This is a genomic window from Micromonospora sp. BL1, assembly GCF_003667485.1.
GTDB classification, from domain to species: Bacteria; Actinomycetota; Actinomycetes; order Mycobacteriales; family Micromonosporaceae; genus Micromonospora; species Micromonospora tulbaghiae.
This window is the reverse complement of the sequence record NZ_RCVK01000321.1, coordinates 1-18197: the sequence shown is the minus strand read 5'-3', so window position 1 is coordinate 18197 and position 18197 is coordinate 1. Positions and strand designations below refer to the sequence as shown.

The 18197-nt window shown below is 74.6% G+C and carries 19 protein-coding genes; 5 read left to right on the top strand and 14 right to left on the bottom strand.

The features are described 5' to 3' along the window. Nucleotides 1–872, top strand: an 872-nt coding sequence (locus EAD96_RS24350) for an RDD family protein (RefSeq protein ID WP_147457925.1), incomplete at its 5' end; no start/stop codon positions are given. After that, nucleotides 869–1972, top strand: coding sequence for a histidinol-phosphate transaminase (gene hisC / locus EAD96_RS24345; protein ID WP_121685904.1), 1104 nt, complete (start codon nt 869–871; stop codon nt 1970–1972). The genes EAD96_RS24350 and hisC, both read left to right, overlap by 4 nt. 58 nt (nt 1973–2030) lie before the next feature. Here hisC and EAD96_RS24340 read toward each other — a convergent pair whose 3' ends face one another. From EAD96_RS24340 to EAD96_RS24320, 5 genes are all read right to left on the bottom strand, one after another. After that, nucleotides 2031–3284 carry a PQQ-binding-like beta-propeller repeat protein gene (locus EAD96_RS24340; RefSeq protein WP_121685903.1) on the bottom strand — a complete coding sequence of 418 codons (1254 nt, stop codon included), beginning with the start codon at nt 3282–3284 and terminating at the stop codon, nt 2031–2033. A 67-nt stretch (nt 3285–3351) separates the two neighbouring features. Beyond that, nucleotides 3352–3840 carry an SRPBCC family protein gene (locus EAD96_RS24335; RefSeq protein WP_121685902.1) on the bottom strand — a complete coding sequence of 163 codons (489 nt, stop codon included), beginning with the start codon at nt 3838–3840 and terminating at the stop codon, nt 3352–3354. Between the two features lie 111 nt (nt 3841–3951). Continuing rightward, a complete protein-coding gene (locus EAD96_RS24330) occupies nt 3952–4161 on the bottom strand; it encodes a DUF397 domain-containing protein (RefSeq protein ID WP_120572827.1) in 210 nt (69 codons plus the stop codon). 177 nt (nt 4162–4338) lie between these two features. Next, the gene (fahA, locus tag EAD96_RS24325) at nt 4339–5538 is read right to left on the bottom strand and encodes a fumarylacetoacetase (protein WP_121685908.1); all 1200 of its coding nucleotides are present in this window, start codon (nt 5536–5538) and stop codon (nt 4339–4341) included. A 110-nt stretch (nt 5539–5648) separates the two neighbouring features. Continuing rightward, nucleotides 5649–6515 carry a hypothetical protein gene (locus EAD96_RS24320; RefSeq protein ID WP_199733284.1) on the bottom strand — a complete coding sequence of 289 codons (867 nt, stop codon included), beginning with the start codon at nt 6513–6515 and terminating at the stop codon, nt 5649–5651. A gap of 94 nt (nt 6516–6609) precedes the next feature. Here EAD96_RS24320 and EAD96_RS24315 point away from each other — a divergent pair, with 94 nt between their 5' ends. Further along, a complete protein-coding gene (locus tag EAD96_RS24315; RefSeq protein WP_121685900.1) occupies nt 6610–7776 on the top strand; it encodes a homogentisate 1,2-dioxygenase in 1167 nt (388 codons plus the stop codon). A gap of 55 nt (nt 7777–7831) precedes the next feature. Here EAD96_RS24315 and EAD96_RS24310 read toward each other — a convergent pair whose 3' ends face one another. Genes EAD96_RS24310 through EAD96_RS24300 form a run of 3 tightly spaced genes read right to left on the bottom strand, consistent with a single transcriptional unit; the run spans nt 7832 to nt 11487 of the window. After that, nucleotides 7832–8872, bottom strand: coding sequence for an NAD(P)-dependent alcohol dehydrogenase (locus tag EAD96_RS24310; RefSeq protein ID WP_121685899.1), 1041 nt, complete (start codon nt 8870–8872; stop codon nt 7832–7834). 45 nt (nt 8873–8917) lie between these two features. Further along, nucleotides 8918–10084, bottom strand: a complete 1167-nt coding sequence (locus tag EAD96_RS24305) for a lipopolysaccharide assembly protein LapB (RefSeq protein WP_121685907.1) — start codon at nt 10082–10084, stop codon at nt 8918–8920. Nucleotides 10085–10134: 50 nt separating this feature from the next. Continuing rightward, nucleotides 10135–11487 (bottom strand): BTAD domain-containing putative transcriptional regulator, encoded by a 1353-nt coding sequence (locus EAD96_RS24300; RefSeq protein ID WP_121685898.1) that lies wholly within the window; start codon nt 11485–11487, stop codon nt 10135–10137. A gap of 174 nt (nt 11488–11661) precedes the next feature. Here EAD96_RS24300 and EAD96_RS24295 point away from each other — a divergent pair, with 174 nt between their 5' ends. Further along, nucleotides 11662–12192: a hypothetical protein gene (locus tag EAD96_RS24295; protein WP_121685906.1), complete on the top strand. Its 531-nt coding sequence runs from the start codon at nt 11662–11664 to the stop codon at nt 12190–12192. Between the two features lie 38 nt (nt 12193–12230). Here EAD96_RS24295 and ispF read toward each other — a convergent pair whose 3' ends face one another. The 3 genes from ispF to EAD96_RS24280 form a co-directional block, all read right to left on the bottom strand. Next, on the bottom strand, nt 12231–12713 hold the full coding sequence (gene ispF / locus EAD96_RS24290; RefSeq protein ID WP_104114853.1) for a 2-C-methyl-D-erythritol 2,4-cyclodiphosphate synthase: 483 nt from the start codon (nt 12711–12713) through the stop codon (nt 12231–12233). A gap of 99 nt (nt 12714–12812) precedes the next feature. Next, nucleotides 12813–13508: a 2-C-methyl-D-erythritol 4-phosphate cytidylyltransferase gene (ispD, locus tag EAD96_RS24285; protein WP_121685897.1), complete on the bottom strand. Its 696-nt coding sequence runs from the start codon at nt 13506–13508 to the stop codon at nt 12813–12815. A gap of 53 nt (nt 13509–13561) precedes the next feature. Further along, nucleotides 13562–14047 (bottom strand): CarD family transcriptional regulator, encoded by a 486-nt coding sequence (locus EAD96_RS24280; protein WP_013288937.1) that lies wholly within the window; start codon nt 14045–14047, stop codon nt 13562–13564. A 328-nt stretch (nt 14048–14375) separates the two neighbouring features. On the opposite strand from EAD96_RS24280, the gene EAD96_RS24275 reads away from it, so the two are divergent. Next, entirely contained in the window at nt 14376–15071 is a 696-nt protein-coding gene (locus EAD96_RS24275; RefSeq protein WP_121685896.1) for a hypothetical protein, read from the top strand. A 62-nt stretch (nt 15072–15133) separates the two neighbouring features. On the opposite strand, the gene EAD96_RS24270 is transcribed toward EAD96_RS24275, so the two are convergent. From EAD96_RS24270 to EAD96_RS24260, 3 genes are all read right to left on the bottom strand, one after another. Continuing rightward, nucleotides 15134–15736, bottom strand: coding sequence for a hypothetical protein (locus EAD96_RS24270; RefSeq protein WP_121685895.1), 603 nt, complete (start codon nt 15734–15736; stop codon nt 15134–15136). 40 nt (nt 15737–15776) lie between these two features. Beyond that, complete coding sequence (locus EAD96_RS24265; protein ID WP_121685905.1) at nt 15777–16829, bottom strand: type III polyketide synthase; 1053 nt, start codon at nt 16827–16829, stop codon at nt 15777–15779. 105 nt (nt 16830–16934) lie between these two features. Further along, nucleotides 16935–18101, bottom strand: a complete 1167-nt coding sequence (locus tag EAD96_RS24260; RefSeq protein ID WP_121685894.1) for an acyl-CoA dehydrogenase family protein — start codon at nt 18099–18101, stop codon at nt 16935–16937. Nucleotides 18102–18197: the final 96 nt, after the last annotated feature.

Genomic DNA, 18197 nt, shown 5'->3' with positions numbered 1-18197 from the left:
CCCCGACGCCCGCCGCCGACAAGCCGGCCTCCGGTCCGGGCAGCCGCACCGACGCGACCCCGACGTCCGGCACCCCCGGCCGGCCGGGCCCGTGGCCGGGCCAGCCGGGTCAGTCCGGCCAGGCCGGGCCGTGGCCCGGGCAGCCGGGACAGCCGAACCCCTGGCCGGGTCAGCCCGGACAGCCCGGACAGCCCGGGCAGCCGGGTCAGCCGGGCATGCAGGGACCGCCGCCGGGCTGGCCGTACCCGCACTGGCCCGGCGCGCAGCCGGTCCCGCGCCCGCACGGACTGCCGCTGGCCTCGTACGGCGCCCGGCTGGTCGCGCGCCTGATCGACCTGGGCATCGTGTTCCTGCTCAACGCCGTGGTCAACGGCTGGTTCGTCTGGCGTTACGTCGAGGCGGTCTCCCCGTACCTGCGTGAATCGGTACGCCGGGCGCTCAACGGCGACACGTCCACCGAGGGGCTGCCCCAGATCGACGACCAGGCCGGCGGCCTCCAGATCGCCATCCTCGTGATCGCCACCGCGCTCTGGTACGCGTACGAGGTGCCGTCGATGGCGGCGCGCGGTCAGACCTTCGGCAAGCGGCTGATGGGCGTACGCGCGCTGCCGGTCGAGGCGGACCAGCCGCTCGGCTTCGGCCGGGCCACCCGGCGCTGGAGCACGCTCGGCCTGCCGACGCTGCTCTGGTACTGCTGCGGCCTGGGCCTGCTGCTCCAGCTCATCGACGCGGTATCGCCCCTGTTCGACCACCCGCTGCGCCAGGCCCTGCACGACAAGCGGGCGCAGACGGTGGTGGTCCAGCTCCCCCGCAAGCGTGACACCAGTACCGCCCCGCCCGAGAGCGCCGACACCCCGGGAGACACCCCATGACCGAGACCGGACGCCACCAGCCCGCGCTGCGGCTCACCCGCGCCGACCTGGACGCGCTGCCGAACTACGTGCCCGGCCGCAGCCCGGCCGACCTGGCCCGCGAGCTGGGCCTGGCCGAGGCGATCAAGCTGGCCAGCAACGAGGTGCCGTACGGCCCGCTGCCGGGCGTGGTGGAGGCGGTCGCCGAGGCGGTGGCCGGTTCGCACCGCTACCCGGACATGGGCGTGGTGGCGCTGCGCCAGACGCTCGCCGAGCGGTACGGCGTGGACGCCGACCGGATCGCCACCGGCTGCGGTTCGGTGGCGCTGGCCGAGCACCTGGTGCGCGCCACCTGCCTGCCCGGTGACGAGCTGCTCTACTCGTGGCGCTCCTTCGAGGCGTACCCGATCATCGCGGCGACCAGCGGCGCGACGAGCGTGCGGGTGCCGAACGACGCCGGCCACGGCCACGACCTCGACGCGATGGCCGCGGCGGTGACCGACCGGACCCGGATGGTCCTGGTCTGCAACCCGAACAACCCCACCGGTACGGCGGTGCGCCGGGCCGAGCTGGACCGCTTCCTCGACGCGGTGCCGGACGACGTGCTCGTGGTGATCGACGAGGCGTACCGGGAGTTCGTCACCGACCCCGACGTGCCGGACGGCCTGACCTACCTGGACCGGCCGAACGTGGCGGTGCTGCGCACGCTGTCCAAGGCGTGGGGCCTGGCCGGCCTGCGGATCGGCTGGCTGGTCGCGGCGCCGGAGGTGGCCGCCGCCGTCCGCAAGGTGGTCACGCCGTTCTCCACCAGCATGGCCGCCCAGGCCGGCGCGCTGGCCGCGCTGGCGCAGGCCGACGAGGTGGAGCGGCGGTGCGCGCTGGTCGTGGCCGAGCGGGACCGGGTCACCGAGGCGCTGCGCAAGTTCGTGCCGGACGTGCCGGACAGCCAGGCCAACTTCGTCTGGCTGCCGCTGGGCGAGCGGGCGGTGGAGTTCGGCCGGGCGTGCGAGGCGCGCGGCGTGATCGTCCGGCCGTTCCCGGGCGACGGCGTCCGGGTCACCATCGGCACCCCGGCCGAGAACGACGCGTTCCTGGCCGCCGCCGAGGCCGCGCTGGCCTGACCGGTCGCGCCCGGCGCCGGTCCGTCAACCCCCTACGGACCGGCGCCGGGCGTCCGGATCAGGTCACGGCGAGCAGCACCGGCTCGGCCATCAGGAAGTAGCCCTGGTCGTCGTCCTCCGGAACGGCACTCTCCCGCAGCCGCTCCACCGCGACGTAGCCGTCCACCGCGTACGCCCGGCCCGGCCGCCAGCCGATCCCGTCCCGCCCCAGGTCGAGCACGAAACTGGACCGGGTGGTACCGGTGAGCGGGTCGACGGTGACCAGTTCCCGCCGGTCGGTCAGCAGGTGCACCCGCCCCGGCTCGGTCGCGAGCACCCGGGCCGGATGGATGTCCGCCCGGCGCCACAGCTCCTCGCCGGTACGCGCCGAGCGCCCGACCACCACCGGGCCGGACGTGTCCACCGCCCGCTCCCCGTCCAGCACCGTGTCCGGGTGGTCCAGGCCCGGCGCGGCGGCCGGCTCGCCCGGGTCGGTCACCAGCCAGCCCCGGCTGCCCGCGCCGTCCGGCCCGGCGGTACGCAGCCCGCGGCAACCGGAGTGCCCGTGCGGGCAGCCCACCGGCGTGACGACGAGTTGCTCCGGCGCGTCCGGCGGCCGCCAGCGGGTCCGCACCGTACCGGTCGCCGCGTCCCGCAGCTCGACCGCGGCCGGGCCGTCGCAGCGGTCCACGCCGACCAGCTCACCGCTGGCGGTCGTGCCCACGTCGGACCGGCAGTCCCTGCCCACGTCGGCGCGCCAGAGCCGGCGGCCGTCGGCGAGGTCGTACCCGCCGAGCCCGCCCGGACCGGTCGCGAGCAGCACGGTCCGCCCCTCGGCCGTCCGCGCAACGTGCAGGCCGGCCGGATCCCAGACGGTGGCGGCGAAGGTGCGTCGCGGCTCCGGCACCGACCCCGGATGCGGGCCGTCGGCCCGCCAGGCCACCCGGCCGGTACGCGCGTCGAGCGCCACCAGCCTCCCGTCGGACCAGCGGCTGACCACCGTGGTCCCCTCGGCGAGCACTCCGACCAGCGTCGCCGGCCAGCGACGGAAGGACCAGAACGGGGTGACCCGGTGCCGCCCGGTGACCGGCTGGTCCGCGTACACCTGACGGGTGCCCGCGTAGACGCGGAGCCGGCCGTCCACGACCAGCGGCGCCACCGGCAGCCGCGCGAGCACCCCGGCGGTCGGCGCGGGCGCCGCCGGGTAGGGCTTCCGGGCTGCGGTGTCGACCTCGGCGGGCGCCAGCACCCGGACGACCACGGCGACCGACGCCGCGACGGCGAGCACCGCCACCAGCGCCACCACGACCCGCCGCCTCGGGGCCTTCGCCATCCGTCACCTCCGCCCCGGCACCCTACCGGCCGGGTGCGTGCCGGGTACGGGGAGCGGCCGGGTCGGCTCAGGCGGCCTCGGTGGATCGGGCGGGACCGGCGGCCAGCGCCAGGTCGGCCAGGTCACGCCGGAGCGCGCTCTCGACCGCGCGGGCGGCCAGGCCGCCGAGGATCAGGGCCAGCACCCGCCCGTACGCCCGGGTCGGCACCGCCTCCTGCTCGACGGTGACCTCGGTGCAGCCGCGCCGCCGGCGCTCGACGGTGCGCAGCGTCCAGGTGATCCGGTAGTCCGCGCCGGCGCCGCGCGAGCCGAGCACGAGGCGGCCGGGCGCGACCGCCTCGATCACCTCGAACTCCTCCGGTTCGGCGCCGCCGTCCGGCCGGGCACGGGTCTCCCGCCACACGGTGCCCGGTCCGAACAACCCGGCGGCGCCGCCGAGGACCTCGACCGCGTCCACCGCCGACAGCCAGTCGGCGCGGGCCGGGAGGTCGGTGAGCAGCCGCCAGAGGTCGGCGTCCTGCGCTTCGATGAATGCGGAAACCGTCACCGTCGACATGGCACCTCCCGTGTCGTACACGGTACGGGCCGTGACCGGAAACGGGGAGCCTCCCGGTGACATTTCCATCACCGGTGCCCCGGCCGGGGCACCGGTGTGGTTCGCGAGTGGTCAGCCGCCGAACGAGCCGCCCCGCAGCGCGGTGACGAACGCGGCCCAGCCCGGCGGGCTCACCGCGAGCGCCGGACCGTCCGGGTCCTTCGAGTCGCGTACGCCCACCACGCCGTGCGCGGCGACCACGTTCGTCGCCACCTCGACGCAGAGGCCCTGATCGTTCGAGCGGCTGCTGGTGCGCCAGACGGCACCGGTCAACTCGGTCATGCTCGGTCCTTCCTGTTTCGGCTTCCGCGGGTACGCCCCCCGACCCGGCACCACGCGCGGCTCCGGTTCGACCGGGAGCCGCCGTCCGGGGCGTACGTGATCCGAGCGATCAACGCCGAAGGAACCGGCCCCGGTCGCACATCGGGTGCGACCGGGGCCGGTTCGGAAGGTCGGAATTCAGCGGGCCGGGAGGATCGTCCCGGTGACCTCGCCCAGCGCGACAGTGGTGCCGTCCGGTCCGGGCGCGGTGGCGGTGATCGTCACCGTGTCGCCGTCCTCCAGGAACGTCCGCTCGCTGCCGTCGGCGAACTTGACCGGCTCGGACCCGCCCCAGGTCAGCTCCAGGAACGATCCGACCTGACCGCGCTCCGGACCGGAGACGGTGCCGGAGGCGTAGAGGTCGCCGGTACGCAGCGACGCGCCGTTGACGGTGAGGTGCGCGAGCTGCTGGGCCGGGGTCCAGTACATGCCGGCGAACGGCGGCTCGGTCACCCGCTCGCCGTTCCACTCGACCGACAGCGTCAGGTCCAGCCCGACGTGCGGGGTGTCGCGCAGGTAGTCCTGCACCGGCGGGTCCTGGTCCGGTGCGGGCACGAACGCGTCGGCCAGCGCCTCCAGCGGCGTCACCCAGGCCGAGACGGAGGTGGCGAACGACTTGCCGAGGAACGGTCCGAGCGGCTGGTACTCCCACGCCTGGATGTCCCGGGCCGACCAGTCGTTGACGAGCACCACGCCGAAGACGTGGTCGGCGAAGTCGGCCACCGGCACCCGCTCGCCGAGCCGGCTCGGCACGCCCACCACGAAGCCCACCTCGGCCTCGATGTCCAGCCGGACCGAGGCGCCGGTGGTGGGGCCCTGCGCGCTGGCCCGCTGGCCGGTCGGGCGGATCACCGGGGTGCCGGAGACGACCACCGTGCCGGCCCGGCCGTGGTAGCCGATCGGCACGTGCTTCCAGTTCGGCAGCAGCGGTGGCTGCCCGGGCCGGAAGATCTGCCCGACGTTCGAGGCGTGGTGCTCGGAGGAGTAGAAGTCGACGTAGTCGGCCACCTCGAACGGCAGCGCCATCTCGACCTCACGCAGCGGCACGAGCAGCGGTTCGACAGCCGCCCGGTGCTCCGGCTCGGTGAGCAGCTCGACGATCCGCTGCCGGACCGCCGTCCACTGCGGGCGGCCGAGCGCCATGAAGGCGTTGAGCGCCGGCTCACCGAGCGCGCCGCCGGCCAGCACCAGACCGGCCGCCTCCGCACCGGCGAGGTCCAGCGCGAAGTCACCGATGCGGACGCCGACGCGCGGCTCGCCCTCGCCGTGCCGGAACACGCCGTACGGCAGGTTAGTCACCCCGTACGGCGACCCCGCCACACCAGGTACCCAGCTCATGCCGTGCCGACTGGACATGCCCTCACGGCCCTCGCTCCGCTCGGTGCGTTCGCTCATGCCGTACCCGCCGGGCATGCCCTCACGGCCCTCGCTCCGCTCGGTGCGTTCGCTCATGCCTCGTAGCCTCCGTTCACCAGCCCCAGCCGGATCAGATCGGTCAGTGGTTCGGCGATGCTGCACGAGCCGTACCCGACCCAGAGCGGGCGCTCGGCGTCGCGGTGTGCCCGGGCCGGCTCGACCACGCGTACCGGGTCGGTGGCGGCGAGCAGCTCGGCCACGCCGTCCACCTCGGCGCCCCCGACGGCGGCCAGCGTGGCGCCCAGCACGTTGACGAAACCGTGGTGGTTGAAGCCGGTCTCCGGGTCGCGGTGCCGGATCGCGTGGTGCAGCCCGGCGGTGAGCTTGAACGGCAGCTTACGGTCCCGGCACGCGCAGATCACCGCGGCCAGCTCGACCGGGGTGGGGAACAGCTCGGCGGCGAGCCCGCCGGTACGGAACTTGGCCGCCACCGGCAGCCCGCCGGCGCGCGCCTCGGCGAGCGTGTCGAGCGCGCCCATCAGCCCGAAGGTCAGCGGGATCTCCGCGTACACGGCCGCGCCGTCGAGCCGGTCGGCGAGCGTGAGCAGCTCGGACAGCCCGGGTTGCGGGTCCTCCCCGCGCTTGGCGACCGGCGCCTCGATCTGCCGGGCGGTCACCCCGTCGGGCGCGAGCGCTTCCAGCGCCTGCGGGAGCTGGTCCAGGCCGGTGTCGCCGATCAGCCCGATCACCAGGCCCTCGGCCGGATCCACCAGGCCGTTCAGCGACCCGCGCTGGATCTCCGAGGCGGGCAGCAGCAGTGGGCCGACCATGTCGGCGTACCAGGCCGTGCGGTGGGTGCGGCGCGCGGTCACCGCGTCGGGCAGCGCGGCGTTGCCGGGCGGGAAGACCGCGGCGTCGTCCACCAGGCCGGAGAGGAGGCGGGGCACCTGCGTTGACACGAGACAAGAATGTACGGGACGCTACGAGGAACGGACAACAGCGTCCGATTATCGGACGCCATCGGCCGGAGAACGGGACATATCGGGAGGCGAGATGCCGTACTACCGCAGCGTCGGCGACGTGCCGCGCAAGCGCCACACCCAGTTCCGCCAGCCCGACGGCACGCTCTACGCGGAGGAACTGGTCGGCCAGGAGGGCTTCTCCTCCGACTCGTCGCTGCTCTACCACCGGCACGCGCCGACCGCGATCCTCGCCGCCGAGGAGTACGCCCCGCCCACCGTCACCCGCGTGCCGAACCTGCCGCTCAAGCCGCGCCACCTGCGCACGCACAAGCTCGACGGCACCGGCGCGGACCCGGTGCTCGGCCGGCAGTACCTGCTCGCCAACGACGACGTACGCATCGCGTACGTGCTCGCCGACCGGCCGTCGCCGCTGTTCCGCGACGCCACCGGCGACCACTGCCTCTACCTGGAGGCCGGGTCGATGCGGGTCGAGTCGCCGTTCGGCGTGCTCGACGCGGTCGCCGGCGACTACGTCGTCATCCCCACCTCGACCATCCACCGCCTGGTGCCCACCGGCGACGAGCCGACCCGGCTGCTCGCCGTCGAGGCGTCCGGCCACATCGGGCCGCCCAAGCGCTACCTCTCCGTACGCGGGCAGTTCCTGGAGCACGCGCCCTACTGCGAGCGCGACGTCCGGGGACCGGACACCCCGCTGCTGGTCGACGGCGAGGAGGTCGAGGTGCTGGTCAGGCACCGCCGCGGATGGACGAGGTACGTCTACGCCAACCACCCGTTCGACGTGGTCGGCTGGGACGGGCACATGTACCCGTGGGCGTTCTCCATCCACGACTTCGAGCCGATCACCGGGCGGATCCACCAGCCACCGCCGGTCCACCAGACGTTCCAGGGCCCGAACTTCGTGATCTGCTCGTTCGTGCCGCGCAAGGTCGACTACCACCCGGCCGCCATCCCGGTGCCGTACAACCACCACAACGTCGACTCCGACGAGATGCTGTTCTACACCGGCGGCAACTACGAGGCCCGGCGCGGCTCCGGCATCGAGCAGGGCTCGATCTCGCTGCACCCGTCCGGCTTCACCCACGGCCCCCAGCCGGGCGCGGCCGAGCGGTCGATCGGGGCGGAGTTCTTCGACGAGCTGGCGGTCATGGTGGACACGTTCCGCCCGCTCGACCTCTGCGACGCGGCCGCCGCCTGCGAGGACGACGGCTACGCCTGGACCTGGGCGCGCAAGTCCTGACGTACGCGGGAAGGGGCCGCGCCCGGCACGGACGCGGCCCCTTCGCACACGGTCGTCAGAACGTGGACGCGTCGATGACGAAGCGGTAGCGCACGTCGGAGGCGAGCACCCGCTCGTACGCCTCGTTGATCTTCTCGGCCGGGATCACCTCGATCTCGGCGCCCAGCCCGTGCTCGGCGCAGAAGTCGAGCATCTCCTGGGTCTCCGCGATGCCGCCGATGTTCGACCCGGCGAACGAGCGCCGGGCCGGGATCAGCGAGAACGCGTGCACCGACAGCGGCTTCTCCGGCGCGCCCACGTTGACGAGCGTCCCGTCCACCGCGAGCAGCCGCAGGTACGCGTCCATGTCGAGCGTCGCGCTGACCGTGTTGATGATCAGGTCGAACGAGCCGGCCAGCGTGGTGAACGTGTCCTCCTCCGAGGTCGCGTAGTAGTGGTCGGCGCCGAGCCGCAGCCCGTCCTCCCGCTTCTTCAGCGACTGGGACAGCACAGTCACCTCGGCGCCCATCGCGTGGGCCAGCTTCACGGCCATGTGGCCGAGACCGCCCATGCCGATCACCGCGACCCGGCGGCCCGGCCCGGCGTTCCAGTGCCGCAGCGGCGAGTACGTGGTGATGCCGGCGCAGAGCAGCGGCGCGGCGGCGTCCAGCTCGATGCCGTCCGGGATGCGCAGCACGAAGTCCTCGGTGACCACGATCGCCTGCGAGTAGCCGCCCTGGGTCGGCTCCCCGTCCCGGCCCACCCCGCCGTACGTGCCGGTGCTGCCGTTGCGGCAGTACTGCTCCAGCCCCTTGCGGCAGTTGTCGCACTCCCGGCAGGAGTCGACCAGGCAGCCGACGCCGACCCGGTCGCCGACGGCGAACTTCGTGACCGCGGAGCCGACCTCGCGCACCACGCCCGCGATCTCGTGACCCACCACGATCGGGTAGCGCGCCGGGCCCCACTCGCTGCGCGCGGTGTGGATGTCGGAGTGGCAGATGCCGGAGAACTTGATGTCGATGAGAACGTCGTCCGGTCCGAGATCGCGCCGCTCGATGGTGGTCGGGGCGAGCGGTTCGGTCGCGGACGTCGCCGCGTAGGCGTTGACGGTGAGCACTGGTTCCCGCTTCCTTCAGCCGGTGTTTCCGGTCCTCCTACCCTGTCACCGGCGAGCGAACGCGGTGAATCCGGCCACCACCGACGCGGTGATCGCCCCGACCAGCGGCCACGGGCCGCCGACCAGCGCGTACACGAGCAGCAGCACCACCGCGGCGGCGGCCGCGTAGACCGGCACGACCAGGCCGCGCGACATCGCCTCCCGCAGGCCCGGCCGCCACGTCGCCGGGCGCCGCAGCAGCACCGCCACCCCGGCCACCGCCAGCACCGCGAACAGCCGGGACGCGCCCGGCGAGGCGGGGGCCAGGGCGGCGACCAGCACGCTCGCGAACAGGGACATCCCGGCCACCGACAGCAGGAGGCGCCGGATGCCGGCGTCCACCGTCCGGACCGGGTCGGGGCGGGCCACCGGCAGGTCGGCCATCGCGGTCAGGTGTTCCAGCGTCTCGGCGTACCGGCGTCGTTCCAGCCGGGCCACGCCCACGTCCTGCCCCGCCTCGCCCAGCTCCGGGTCCAGCCGCAGCGCCTCCCGGTAGGCCCGCTCGGCCAGGTCGAACAGTTGCAGCCGCACCGCGACCAGGCCGAGCACCAGGTGCGCCTCCGGCTCGTCCGGCGACAGCTCCACCCCGCGCCATGCCGCGTCCAGCGCCGCCTGCCCGTTGCGCGACGCGGAGAGCAGGGCGGCGGCACTGCGTTGCGCGTACGGGTCGCCCGGCGCGCGCGCCAGGATCTCGTCGGCGGTCGCGGCGGCGGGCTTCCAGCGTTCGAGGTCGAGCAGCGCGAACCCGCGCGCCACGAGCGCCGGCACGACCTCCCCGACGGCGGGCGTCTCCGCGCCAGCCGACTCCTGGGCGGGCGTCTCGTCGGCAGCGGCCCCGGCACCAGGCGGCACGGCGCCGGGCACGTCGCGGGTGGTCGTCTCCGCGGCGAGCGTCCCGAAGGCGGGCGGCTCAGAGGCGGGCGACTCACGCTCGGACGTGCCACCGGCGGCGACCACGGCGGTCTCGGCGGCGGCGAGCGCCTCGGCCGGCCGGTCGGCGGCCAGGTGCATCCGGGCCAGCATGGTCAACGCGGGCAGGTGCGCCGGCTCGGCCGCGATCAGCGCGGTGAGTTCGCCGATCCCCTCGTCGTAGCGCCCCAGCTCGGCGAGCAGGTGGGCGCGTTGCAGGTAGCCGTCGGCGGCGGACTGGTCGGGGGCGGCGTCACTCGGCATCCCGGCGAGCGTATCCGCCCGGCCCCACCGCTCGCCGAGGGTGCCCGACGTCAGGCACTCCGGCAGGACGCGCCCGCCCGGCCGCCGCACGTCCCCAGGCTGCACCACCGGCGCAGTCCGCTCTCGTCCAGGAACAGCCACCCGCACCGCCGGTCCGGGCAGACCCGCACCGTGAACCGGGCCGGATCGGCGAGCAGCTGCGCGCCGCTGAACGCGGCGGCGTGCACCGGCAGCCGCAGCCCGGCCGCCAGGTCCGGCCACCAGCGGCCGCGTCCGTCGGCCTCACGCCGGAAGACGAGCGTACGGGCGGCGGCCTCGGCGGCCCGCGCGACAGTCTCGAAGGCGGGGCCGTCGTCCGGGTCGACCAGACCGGCGTAGAGCGCGGCGCGGAGCGTACGGGCCTCGCCGAGCACCGCCTCCGCCGCTGCCGGGTCACGGCGGGCGAGGTGCAGCAGGCGGTTCGTCGAGACCTCGTCCACCAGCCCGACGTGACCGGCCCAGACGGCGAGGGTCCGGTAGCCGCGCAGCCACTCGGCGCCGGGCAACGGAGGCTCGTGCCCCCAGCCGGCGAACGTGTTGCAGAAGTCCAGGGCCGGGTGGCCGCCCACGCTCCACGGCAGGCTCTCGTCGCCGACCCGGATCTCGTGCATCGGCCGGCCGGCCCGGTCCAGCCGGTCGTCGCCCGCGAGCACCCGGCGCTGCACCTCCCGGAGCCGGGGCCCCGGCTCGACGCCGAAGTCGGCCACGAGCAGGTCCCGGGTGGTGCGGTAGAGGCGCAGCGCGTCGGCCCGCCGGTCACCCCGGTACAGGGCGGTCATCAGGACCGCCACGAGGTGTTCCCGGGTCGGGTGCCGGGCGGCCAGCGGCATCAGGTCGGTGATCGCCCGCGCGTGCTGCCCCAGCGCGAGCTGCGCCTCGGCCCGCAGTTCCACGGCGACCAGGCGCAGCTCCTCGACCGTGCCGTGCAGCCGGTCCCGCAACTCGTCGTCCGCCGCGTCGGCGAGCAACGGCCCGCGCCAGAGGGCGAGCCCTCGGTCGAGCGAGCGCACCCGCTCGGCGGGATCGGCGGCTCTCCCGGCCGCCCGGACCAGGTCGGCGAACTCGTCGACGTCGACCCGGTGCCCGTCCTCCTCGACCACGTAGCCCTCGCCCCGGGTGCTGATCCGCACCCCGTACGGGTTGAGCGCAGCCCTCAGCCGCCCGATGTACGTCTGCACCGCGCTCCGGGCCGTGGCCGGCGGCCGGCCGTTCCAGAGCAGGTCGATGAGGCGGTCGGTCGGCACCACCCGGCCCACGTCGAGCAGCAGCACCCCGAGCAGGCAACGCTCCTGGCGCCGGCTGCCGACCTCGACCGGCCGGCCGTCGTGGCGGGCCTCGAACGGCCCGAGCAGGCGGAACTCCATACCGAACAGGACGATCCGGCCCCGGCCGGGGGTTGTCGCCCGGCGGTGATCGCGTGGTGAGGAGCCCGGCCGGCCGGGTCCGCCCGCTCGGCGGCTGCCGCTCGGCGCGGTGAGCCGGTGGTGATCCGGCCCGGTGATGCTCGCCGTCCGGACCAGCGACGGATGGAGTGGAACATGCGGTTCAGGATGAGTATCGCGGTGGCGAGCGTCGTGGCGGCGGCGGTCGCGGCCCTGCCCGGCTCGGCGTCCGCCGCGCCGGAGCGGCATCGCGCCCCGGGCGCCTGGGAACCGGCGCCGCAGGCGCCGTTCGAGATGCCCGCCGGTGCGCGATGCGAGTTCGCGGTACGGGTCGAGCCGATCGTGGACGAGGTACGGAAGCTGACGATCGAGACCTACCCGGACGGCGCACCGAAGCGGGAGTTGTTCACCGGCGCTCTGCTCAACCGGGTGACGAACCTGGAGACCGGTGCCACGTCCACGGCGGACGCGAGCGGCACCGCCCTCGTCGTCTACCGCACCGACGGCTCGATGACCTGGTACGTGACCGGGCCGGTGCTGCTCGGCTTCCGGGAGAACGCCGGCACGCTGCCGAAGGGGCTGTGGATCGTCGACGGTCAGTTCCGGGTGGAGTTCTCGCCCACCTTCGACAAGACGATCACGATGCTCCACGGCACGACTCACGACGTCTGCACCGACGTCGACTGATCCGCCGGACGCGGTGACCGGCGTCCCCGGTCACCGCGTCAGCCGGCCGGCGCCTCGTAGACCAGGGCCACCGCGATACCGGCCAGTCCCTCCCCGCGCCCGGTGAAGCCCAGGCCGTCGGTGGTGGCCGCGGAGACGGTCACCGGCGCGCCGACCGCCTCGGAGAGCACCCGCTGCGCCTCCTCCCGACGCGGCCCGATCTTGGGGCGGTTGCCGACGACCTGCACCGACACGTTGCCGATCTGGAAGCCGGCCGCCCGTACCCGGCGTGCGCTCTCGGTCAGCAGCGCCACCCCGGACGCGCCCGCCCACTCGGGCTGGTCCACCCCGAAGTTCGCGCCCAGGTCACCGAGACCGGCGGCGGAGAGCAGGGCGTTGCAGGCGGCGTGCGCCGCCACGTCGGCGTCGGAGTGACCGGCCAGGCCGTCCTGGTCCGGCCAGTGCAGGCCCGCGACCCAGCAGGGCCGCCCGGCCGCGAACGCGTGCACGTCGGTGCCGACAGCCACCCGAGGAACGATCATGACCAGAGGGTACGCATACGCCGGGAGAGATCTTGGTAGCAAGGGGCCCCTATCGAGGCCGTTTCGTACCAAGATCTCGAAGCCGCCGAGCGGCGCGCGTCAGGCGCCTGTGGCCAGCAGGTGTTCGGCCAGGGCCAGGTCGAACGGGCGGGTGATCTTCAGGGCCATCTCGGAGCCGGGTACGCAGGTCACCGCGCCCCCCTGCTTCTCGACCAGCCCGGCGTCGTCGGTCAGCGCGTCAGCCGCCGACCGGTGGGCGGCGACCAGCACCGACCGGCGGAAGCCCTGCGGCGTCTGCACCGCGCGCAGCGCTGACCTGTCGACGGTGCCGAGCACCCGCTCGGCCGCGTCGACCTCCTTGATCGTGTCGACCACCGGCAGCACCGGGATCACCGCGTCGTGCCCGTCGCGGACCGCCGCCGCCACCGACTCGACCAGGTGGGGCGGGGTGAGCGCGCGGGCCGCGTCGTGCACCAGGACGATCTCCGGACCGGCTGGTACGGCTGCGAGGGCGGCCGCCACCGACTCCTGGCGTTCGGCGCCACCGGGCACCACTGTCACCGGAGCGACGGGGGCGAGCAGCGCGCGTACCGCCTCGACCTCGGTCGCCGGCGCGGCCACCACGATCGTGTGCACGGAGGGGGCGGCGGCGATCCGGCGGACCGCGTGCACCAGAAGCGGCTCGCCGGCGAGCAACCGGAGCGCCTTCGGGGCGCCGGGTCCGAGGCGTACCCCGGCACCGGCCGCAGGAACGAGGACCGCGACGTCACCGCGCGGATTGAGCTGCGCGGTCACGTCGCGGTCCTCGGATTCGTTCGCTGCGGGGTGGGTAGAGGCAGAGGCGTGGATCAGGCCTCGGTCAGCACCTTGTCGAGCAGCGTCTCGGCCTCGTCCTTGGTGCTCTTCTCCGCCAGCGCGACCTCGCCGACGAGGATGTCACGAGCCTTGGCGAGCATCCGCTTCTCGCCCGCCGACAGGCCCCGCTCCCGCTCCCGGCGCCACAGGTCGCGGACGACCTCGGCCACCTTCAGCGGGTTACCGGAGGCCAGCTTCTCCAGATTCGCCTTGTAACGCCGCGACCAGTTGGTCGGCTCCTCGGTGTGCGGTGCACGGAGCACGTCGAAGACCTTGCCCAGGCCCTCTTCGCCAACCACTTCGCGCACACCCACGATCTCGGCGTTCTCGGCGGGCACCCGGACCGTCAGGTCACCCTGTGCGACCCTCAGGACGAGGTATTCCCTGGGCTCGCCCTTGATGACCCGAGTCTCGATTGCCTCGATGAGTGCGGCCCCGTGGTGGGGGTAAACAACGGTCTCGCCGACACTGAAAACCATAGGTTCGAAACCCCTTTCGCTGTGTCTAGGGTAACACGCTCAGGCACCGATGTCTCACCGCTGTCCTGACCGTTGGCGCAGCTCAGGGGCCCTGTGAGAGGTATTTCTTCAGCTTGACAGGCGGTCAAACCGATGCTTTCGACACGCTCCGTGAGGAACACGTGACAACCCGGTAACGGGTGACGGGAGCGTCCAGATCTAGGGCAATGCGCTACTTCCATGGTAGCTCCGCAACTCGGTCCGCGCCCAGGTGTGGCGTTACGGCGGCCGGTGCGGGACGCTGGTGAGGGACGTGACGTCCGCTCACCGAGACGTTCCTGGGGGTCCGATGGGCGTGCCTGACGCTGACGGCCAGGGGCCGCCGGACGGGCTGCCCGGCCTGCCCCCGGAGTGGGGCCGGGTGGTCGTACCGGACGACGCCTCGGCGCTCGCCGACGAGGCCCGGCAGGTCCGCCGGGAGCTGCGCCGCGCGCGGCAGGGCTCCGGCCGGCGTACCGGTCCGGCCCGACTCGGGCTGCCCGCGCTGATCCTGCTCGTGTCGGTGCTGGTCACGCTCGCCGGGCTGGCCGCCGTCACCTGGCCACGTGCCGGCGCGCGGTCCGGCGCGCCGACGGTGCTCCCCCGCTCCACCACCGCGCCGCAACCGGTCGGCCCGCTGCCCGCGCTGGACCTGGTCGGCGCGGACGACACGCCGGTACCGCTGCGCAGCCTGCTGCCCTCCATGATCATCCTGGTCGACGCCTGCGCCTGCGCCGAGCAGGTCGGCACCGCGGCACGCGCCGCCCCGCCCGGCGTCACGGTGGTCACCGTGACCGAGGGCCGCAGCGCCGGACCGGCGAGCGTCCCCGGGGTACGCCCGCTCGGCGACCCGGCCGGCGGGCTGCGCTCCTACCTGCACCTGTCGCCCCACCCCGGCACCGCCGCCGCGCTGCTCGTGGACCGGCAGGGCTCACTGGTCCGGGTGGTGCCGGAACTGGGCCCGCTGTCGGACTACGGCGCCGACCTGGCCCGGCTGGGCGGCTGAGCCGCCGAGGGCGAGGACGCGAGCGGGCGGCCGAGCCGCCGACGCGGGGCGCGCCACAGCGGTCAGTAGAGCGCTTCGAGCCGGGCGTCCAGCTCGGCCCGGCCGCGTACAGCGGTGAACCGCACCAGCACCGGTGCGCCCGTGCCGCCCAGCAAGGGCAGCTCCAGTCGCCCGCCGCACCGGAGGAACCGACGCGCGTCGCCGGACCCGGCACCGGAGAGCTGCACGGCGACCGCCCCGTCCCCGGAGCAGCTCACCGTCAGCCGGTAGTCGTCGCCCCGCGAGGGATTCACCTGGCGTACGACCGGCGGCCCGCCCGGCGTCAACGCGGACGTCTCCCGCCACACCACGTGCGACACCTGGAGCACATGCGAGGTGCCGTCGTCCTCGACCCGGATCACCACCGACCGGTCCGGTGCCGTGGCCGGCGCACGGAGTGCCCGGGCCGTCGGGTCGCGCCCCGGACGGGACGGCCAGGCGTCCCCGGTCGACGGGTCGACCCGCCAGGTGCGGGCGATCGGTTCCGCACTCGGGGGCGGCGCCGGCACTGCCGTGACCGCACCCGGCTCCGGTGCCGCCGACCGCCACCAGGCCGCGCCGGCCGCCAGCGCCAGAACGGTCAGGACGGCCAGCAGCACCCGCCCGTCCCGCTCCTCGGAGGCCATGACGGCAGCGTATCCGCGCGGCCCGGGCGGGGGCGAGCCGTCAACCCACCCGTTCCAGCAGCACCGCGTAGAGCGTCAGGCCCGGGCCGAACGCGAGCATCACCACCCAGCGCGGCGGTGACGGCTCCGTACGCCACAGCCGGTCCAGGATCAGCAGCACCGTCGGCGACGAGCAGTTTCCGTGCTCGGCGAGCGTCCCCCGGGACGCGGCGAGCCCGTCCGGCGGCAGCGCCAGCTCACGCTCCACCACGTTGAGGATCCGCGGCCCGCCCGGGTGCACCGCCCAGCCGTCCACGTCGGAACGCTCACACCCGTGCCGGGCCAGCAGGTCGTCGACCAGATCCTGCACGTGCCGGGAGAGGACCTGCGGCACCTTCGGCGACAGGCCCATCCGGAACCCGGTGTCGGTGACGTCCCAGGTCATGTGGTCGGCGGTGGACGTGTCGGTGACCGAGGTGACCTCGCGCAGCGCGTACCCCCGGCCGCCGGGGACGACCACGGCGGCGACCGCGGCGTCCGAGAACAGCGCGTGGGAGACGATCTGCTGGGTGTCCACCCGGGCACCCGGCGGCTGGATGTGCAGGCTGGTCAGCTCCGCGCAGAGCAGCAGCGCGGGCCGCCCCCGGGCGGTGACGAAGTCGCTCGCCGCGCCCAGCCCGGGCAGGGCCGCGTAGCAGCCCATGTGCCCGACGAACATGCGCTGGGTGCTCGGGGACATGCCCAGGTCCCGGGCGAGCAGGATGTCCAGCCCCGGGGTGGCGTACCCGGTGCACGAGCAGACGATGAACAGCCCGACGTCGGCGGCGTCCAGGCCGGCGGCGGTGAGTGCCCGGCTGACCGCCTCCTTGCCCAGCGGCAGCGCCTCGACCTGGTAGCGGCGCATGCGGCGCTCGGTCGGCCACTCCGAGACGTCCTCCAGCAGCGGATTCACCGCCGCCTGCCGCCGGGTCACGCCCGAGTTCGCGAAGATCCGCTCGGCCAGCGCCCGGGTGTTCCCCTGGAAGTGCCCCGCGAAGAAGCCCGTCCACAGCTCGTCCTGCATCGCGGCCGGCGGTTGCGCCGTACCCAGACCCGCGATCACCGGTATGCCCACGTCCCCCACCCCTCGCCCTTCACTCACTCCTCGCGCCCACCCTGGTCACAGCGCCGCCTTTCGTTCGCGACTGCGGGGCTCGCAGACCCGGCTCACTCCTCGCGCTCACCAACGAGGGAGCGCGCTGTCCCGGTCCGGGTCGCCGCCGAGTGCGGCGATGCCGAGCCAGTCGGCGCACACGTCGGACGTGGCCGGATGCAGCGAGCCGCAGCGGGCGTCCCGGTAGAGCCGCTCCAGCGGATGCCCACGCCGGGTCGCCGACGTGCCCGCCGCCTCCAGCATCGAGGCCGCCACCTCCGCGGCGGTGGTGCCCGCCAGCAGCTTGGCCCGCCACACCCAGCGGTTCGTCTCCGCGTCGCCGGGCGCCTCGTCGACCCGGCGGGCCGCCTCGGCGACCACCAGTTCGGCGGCGGCGGTGGCCGCGTCGGCCCGGCCCAGGCGCGCCCGTACGGCGGGCAGGCCAGCGAGGTTGCGCGCGTTGAGGTGCTCGGCCGCGGCGTCGATGGCGGCCCGGGCCACGCCGACGTAGACCGCCGCGTAGCTCGCCACCAGCCAGTGCGGCATGAGCTGGGCGACGACCAGGGCCAGCCCTTCGACGCCGCCGAGCAGCCGGTCGGCCGGGACCGTCACGTCCAGGTGCACGTCGTGCGAGGAGGTGGCCCGCATGCCGAGCGAGTCCCAGGTGGGCTCGACCGTGATCCCGTCCCCGGCCGGCACCAGGAACTGCGACACCACCGACTGGTCGGCGGCGCTGCGGGCGGCCACCAGGTAGCCGTCCGGGTGGCCGGCGCCGGAGCAGAACGTCTTGCTGCCCTTGATGTGCCAGCCGCCCTCGACCGGCTCGTAGACGGTGCTGAGCTGGGACAGCCGGGCGCCGGCGCCGCGTTCGCTCATCGCGACCGCGTACCAGGCGCCGTCGGCCGCCGCGCGCAGCAGCCGGTCCCGCGCCGCGAGCGCCTCGTCCGGTACGCCGAGCGCCTCGGCCAGTTCCTCGGTGACCGCGCCCAGCGCGCCGGTGACCGAGGCGTGCATGTTGAACACCAGCGCGGTCGCGCCGTTGCCCCGGGCCAGTTCGGTGGCGACCGCGGCGTACTCCGCGAAGCTCGCACCCGTACCGCCCAGCTCGGGCGGCACCATCAGGCCGAACAGCCCGGCCGCCCGCAGATCCGCGAAGTCGTCCACAGGGAACGAGCCGTCCCGGTCGTGCTCGGCCGCGCGGGCGGCCAGTCGCGGCGCCAACCGGCGGGCCGCCTCCAGCGCGTGCACAGTCATGTCGCCCCCTCCTCGCGTCCTTTACCCCGGGCGGCCCCGGCGCGGGACACGCTCAACGACACGCTGCTGGCCCGGCTGGTCGCGGTGGAGCTGGGC

Excerpts from the sequence above, each read along its gene's own strand:
- EAD96_RS24300 (WP_121685898.1), bottom strand. The coding sequence starts at position 11,487 with ATGGAGTTCCGCCTGCTCGGGCCGTTCGAGGCCCGCCACGACGGCCGG.
- EAD96_RS24270 (WP_121685895.1), bottom strand. The coding sequence starts at position 15,736 with ATGGCCTCCGAGGAGCGGGACGGGCGGGTGCTGCTGGCCGTCCTGACC.
- EAD96_RS24295 (WP_121685906.1), top strand. The coding sequence starts at position 11,662 with ATGCGGTTCAGGATGAGTATCGCGGTGGCGAGCGTCGTGGCGGCGGCG.
- EAD96_RS24335 (WP_121685902.1), bottom strand. The coding sequence starts at position 3,840 with ATGTCGACGGTGACGGTTTCCGCATTCATCGAAGCGCAGGACGCCGAC.
- fahA (WP_121685908.1), bottom strand. The coding sequence starts at position 5,538 with ATGAGCTGGGTACCTGGTGTGGCGGGGTCGCCGTACGGGGTGACTAAC.
- hisC (WP_121685904.1), top strand. The coding sequence starts at position 869 with ATGACCGAGACCGGACGCCACCAGCCCGCGCTGCGGCTCACCCGCGCC.
- EAD96_RS24305 (WP_121685907.1), bottom strand. The coding sequence starts at position 10,084 with ATGCCGAGTGACGCCGCCCCCGACCAGTCCGCCGCCGACGGCTACCTG.
- EAD96_RS24280 (WP_013288937.1), bottom strand. The coding sequence starts at position 14,047 with ATGGTTTTCAGTGTCGGCGAGACCGTTGTTTACCCCCACCACGGGGCC.
- EAD96_RS24275 (WP_121685896.1), top strand. The coding sequence starts at position 14,376 with ATGGGCGTGCCTGACGCTGACGGCCAGGGGCCGCCGGACGGGCTGCCC.
- EAD96_RS24260 (WP_121685894.1), bottom strand. The coding sequence starts at position 18,101 with ATGACTGTGCACGCGCTGGAGGCGGCCCGCCGGTTGGCGCCGCGACTG.
- ispF (WP_104114853.1), bottom strand. The coding sequence starts at position 12,713 with ATGATCGTTCCTCGGGTGGCTGTCGGCACCGACGTGCACGCGTTCGCG.
- EAD96_RS24340 (WP_121685903.1), bottom strand. The coding sequence starts at position 3,284 with ATGGCGAAGGCCCCGAGGCGGCGGGTCGTGGTGGCGCTGGTGGCGGTG.
- EAD96_RS24330 (WP_120572827.1), bottom strand. The coding sequence starts at position 4,161 with ATGACCGAGTTGACCGGTGCCGTCTGGCGCACCAGCAGCCGCTCGAAC.
- EAD96_RS24315 (WP_121685900.1), top strand. The coding sequence starts at position 6,610 with ATGCCGTACTACCGCAGCGTCGGCGACGTGCCGCGCAAGCGCCACACC.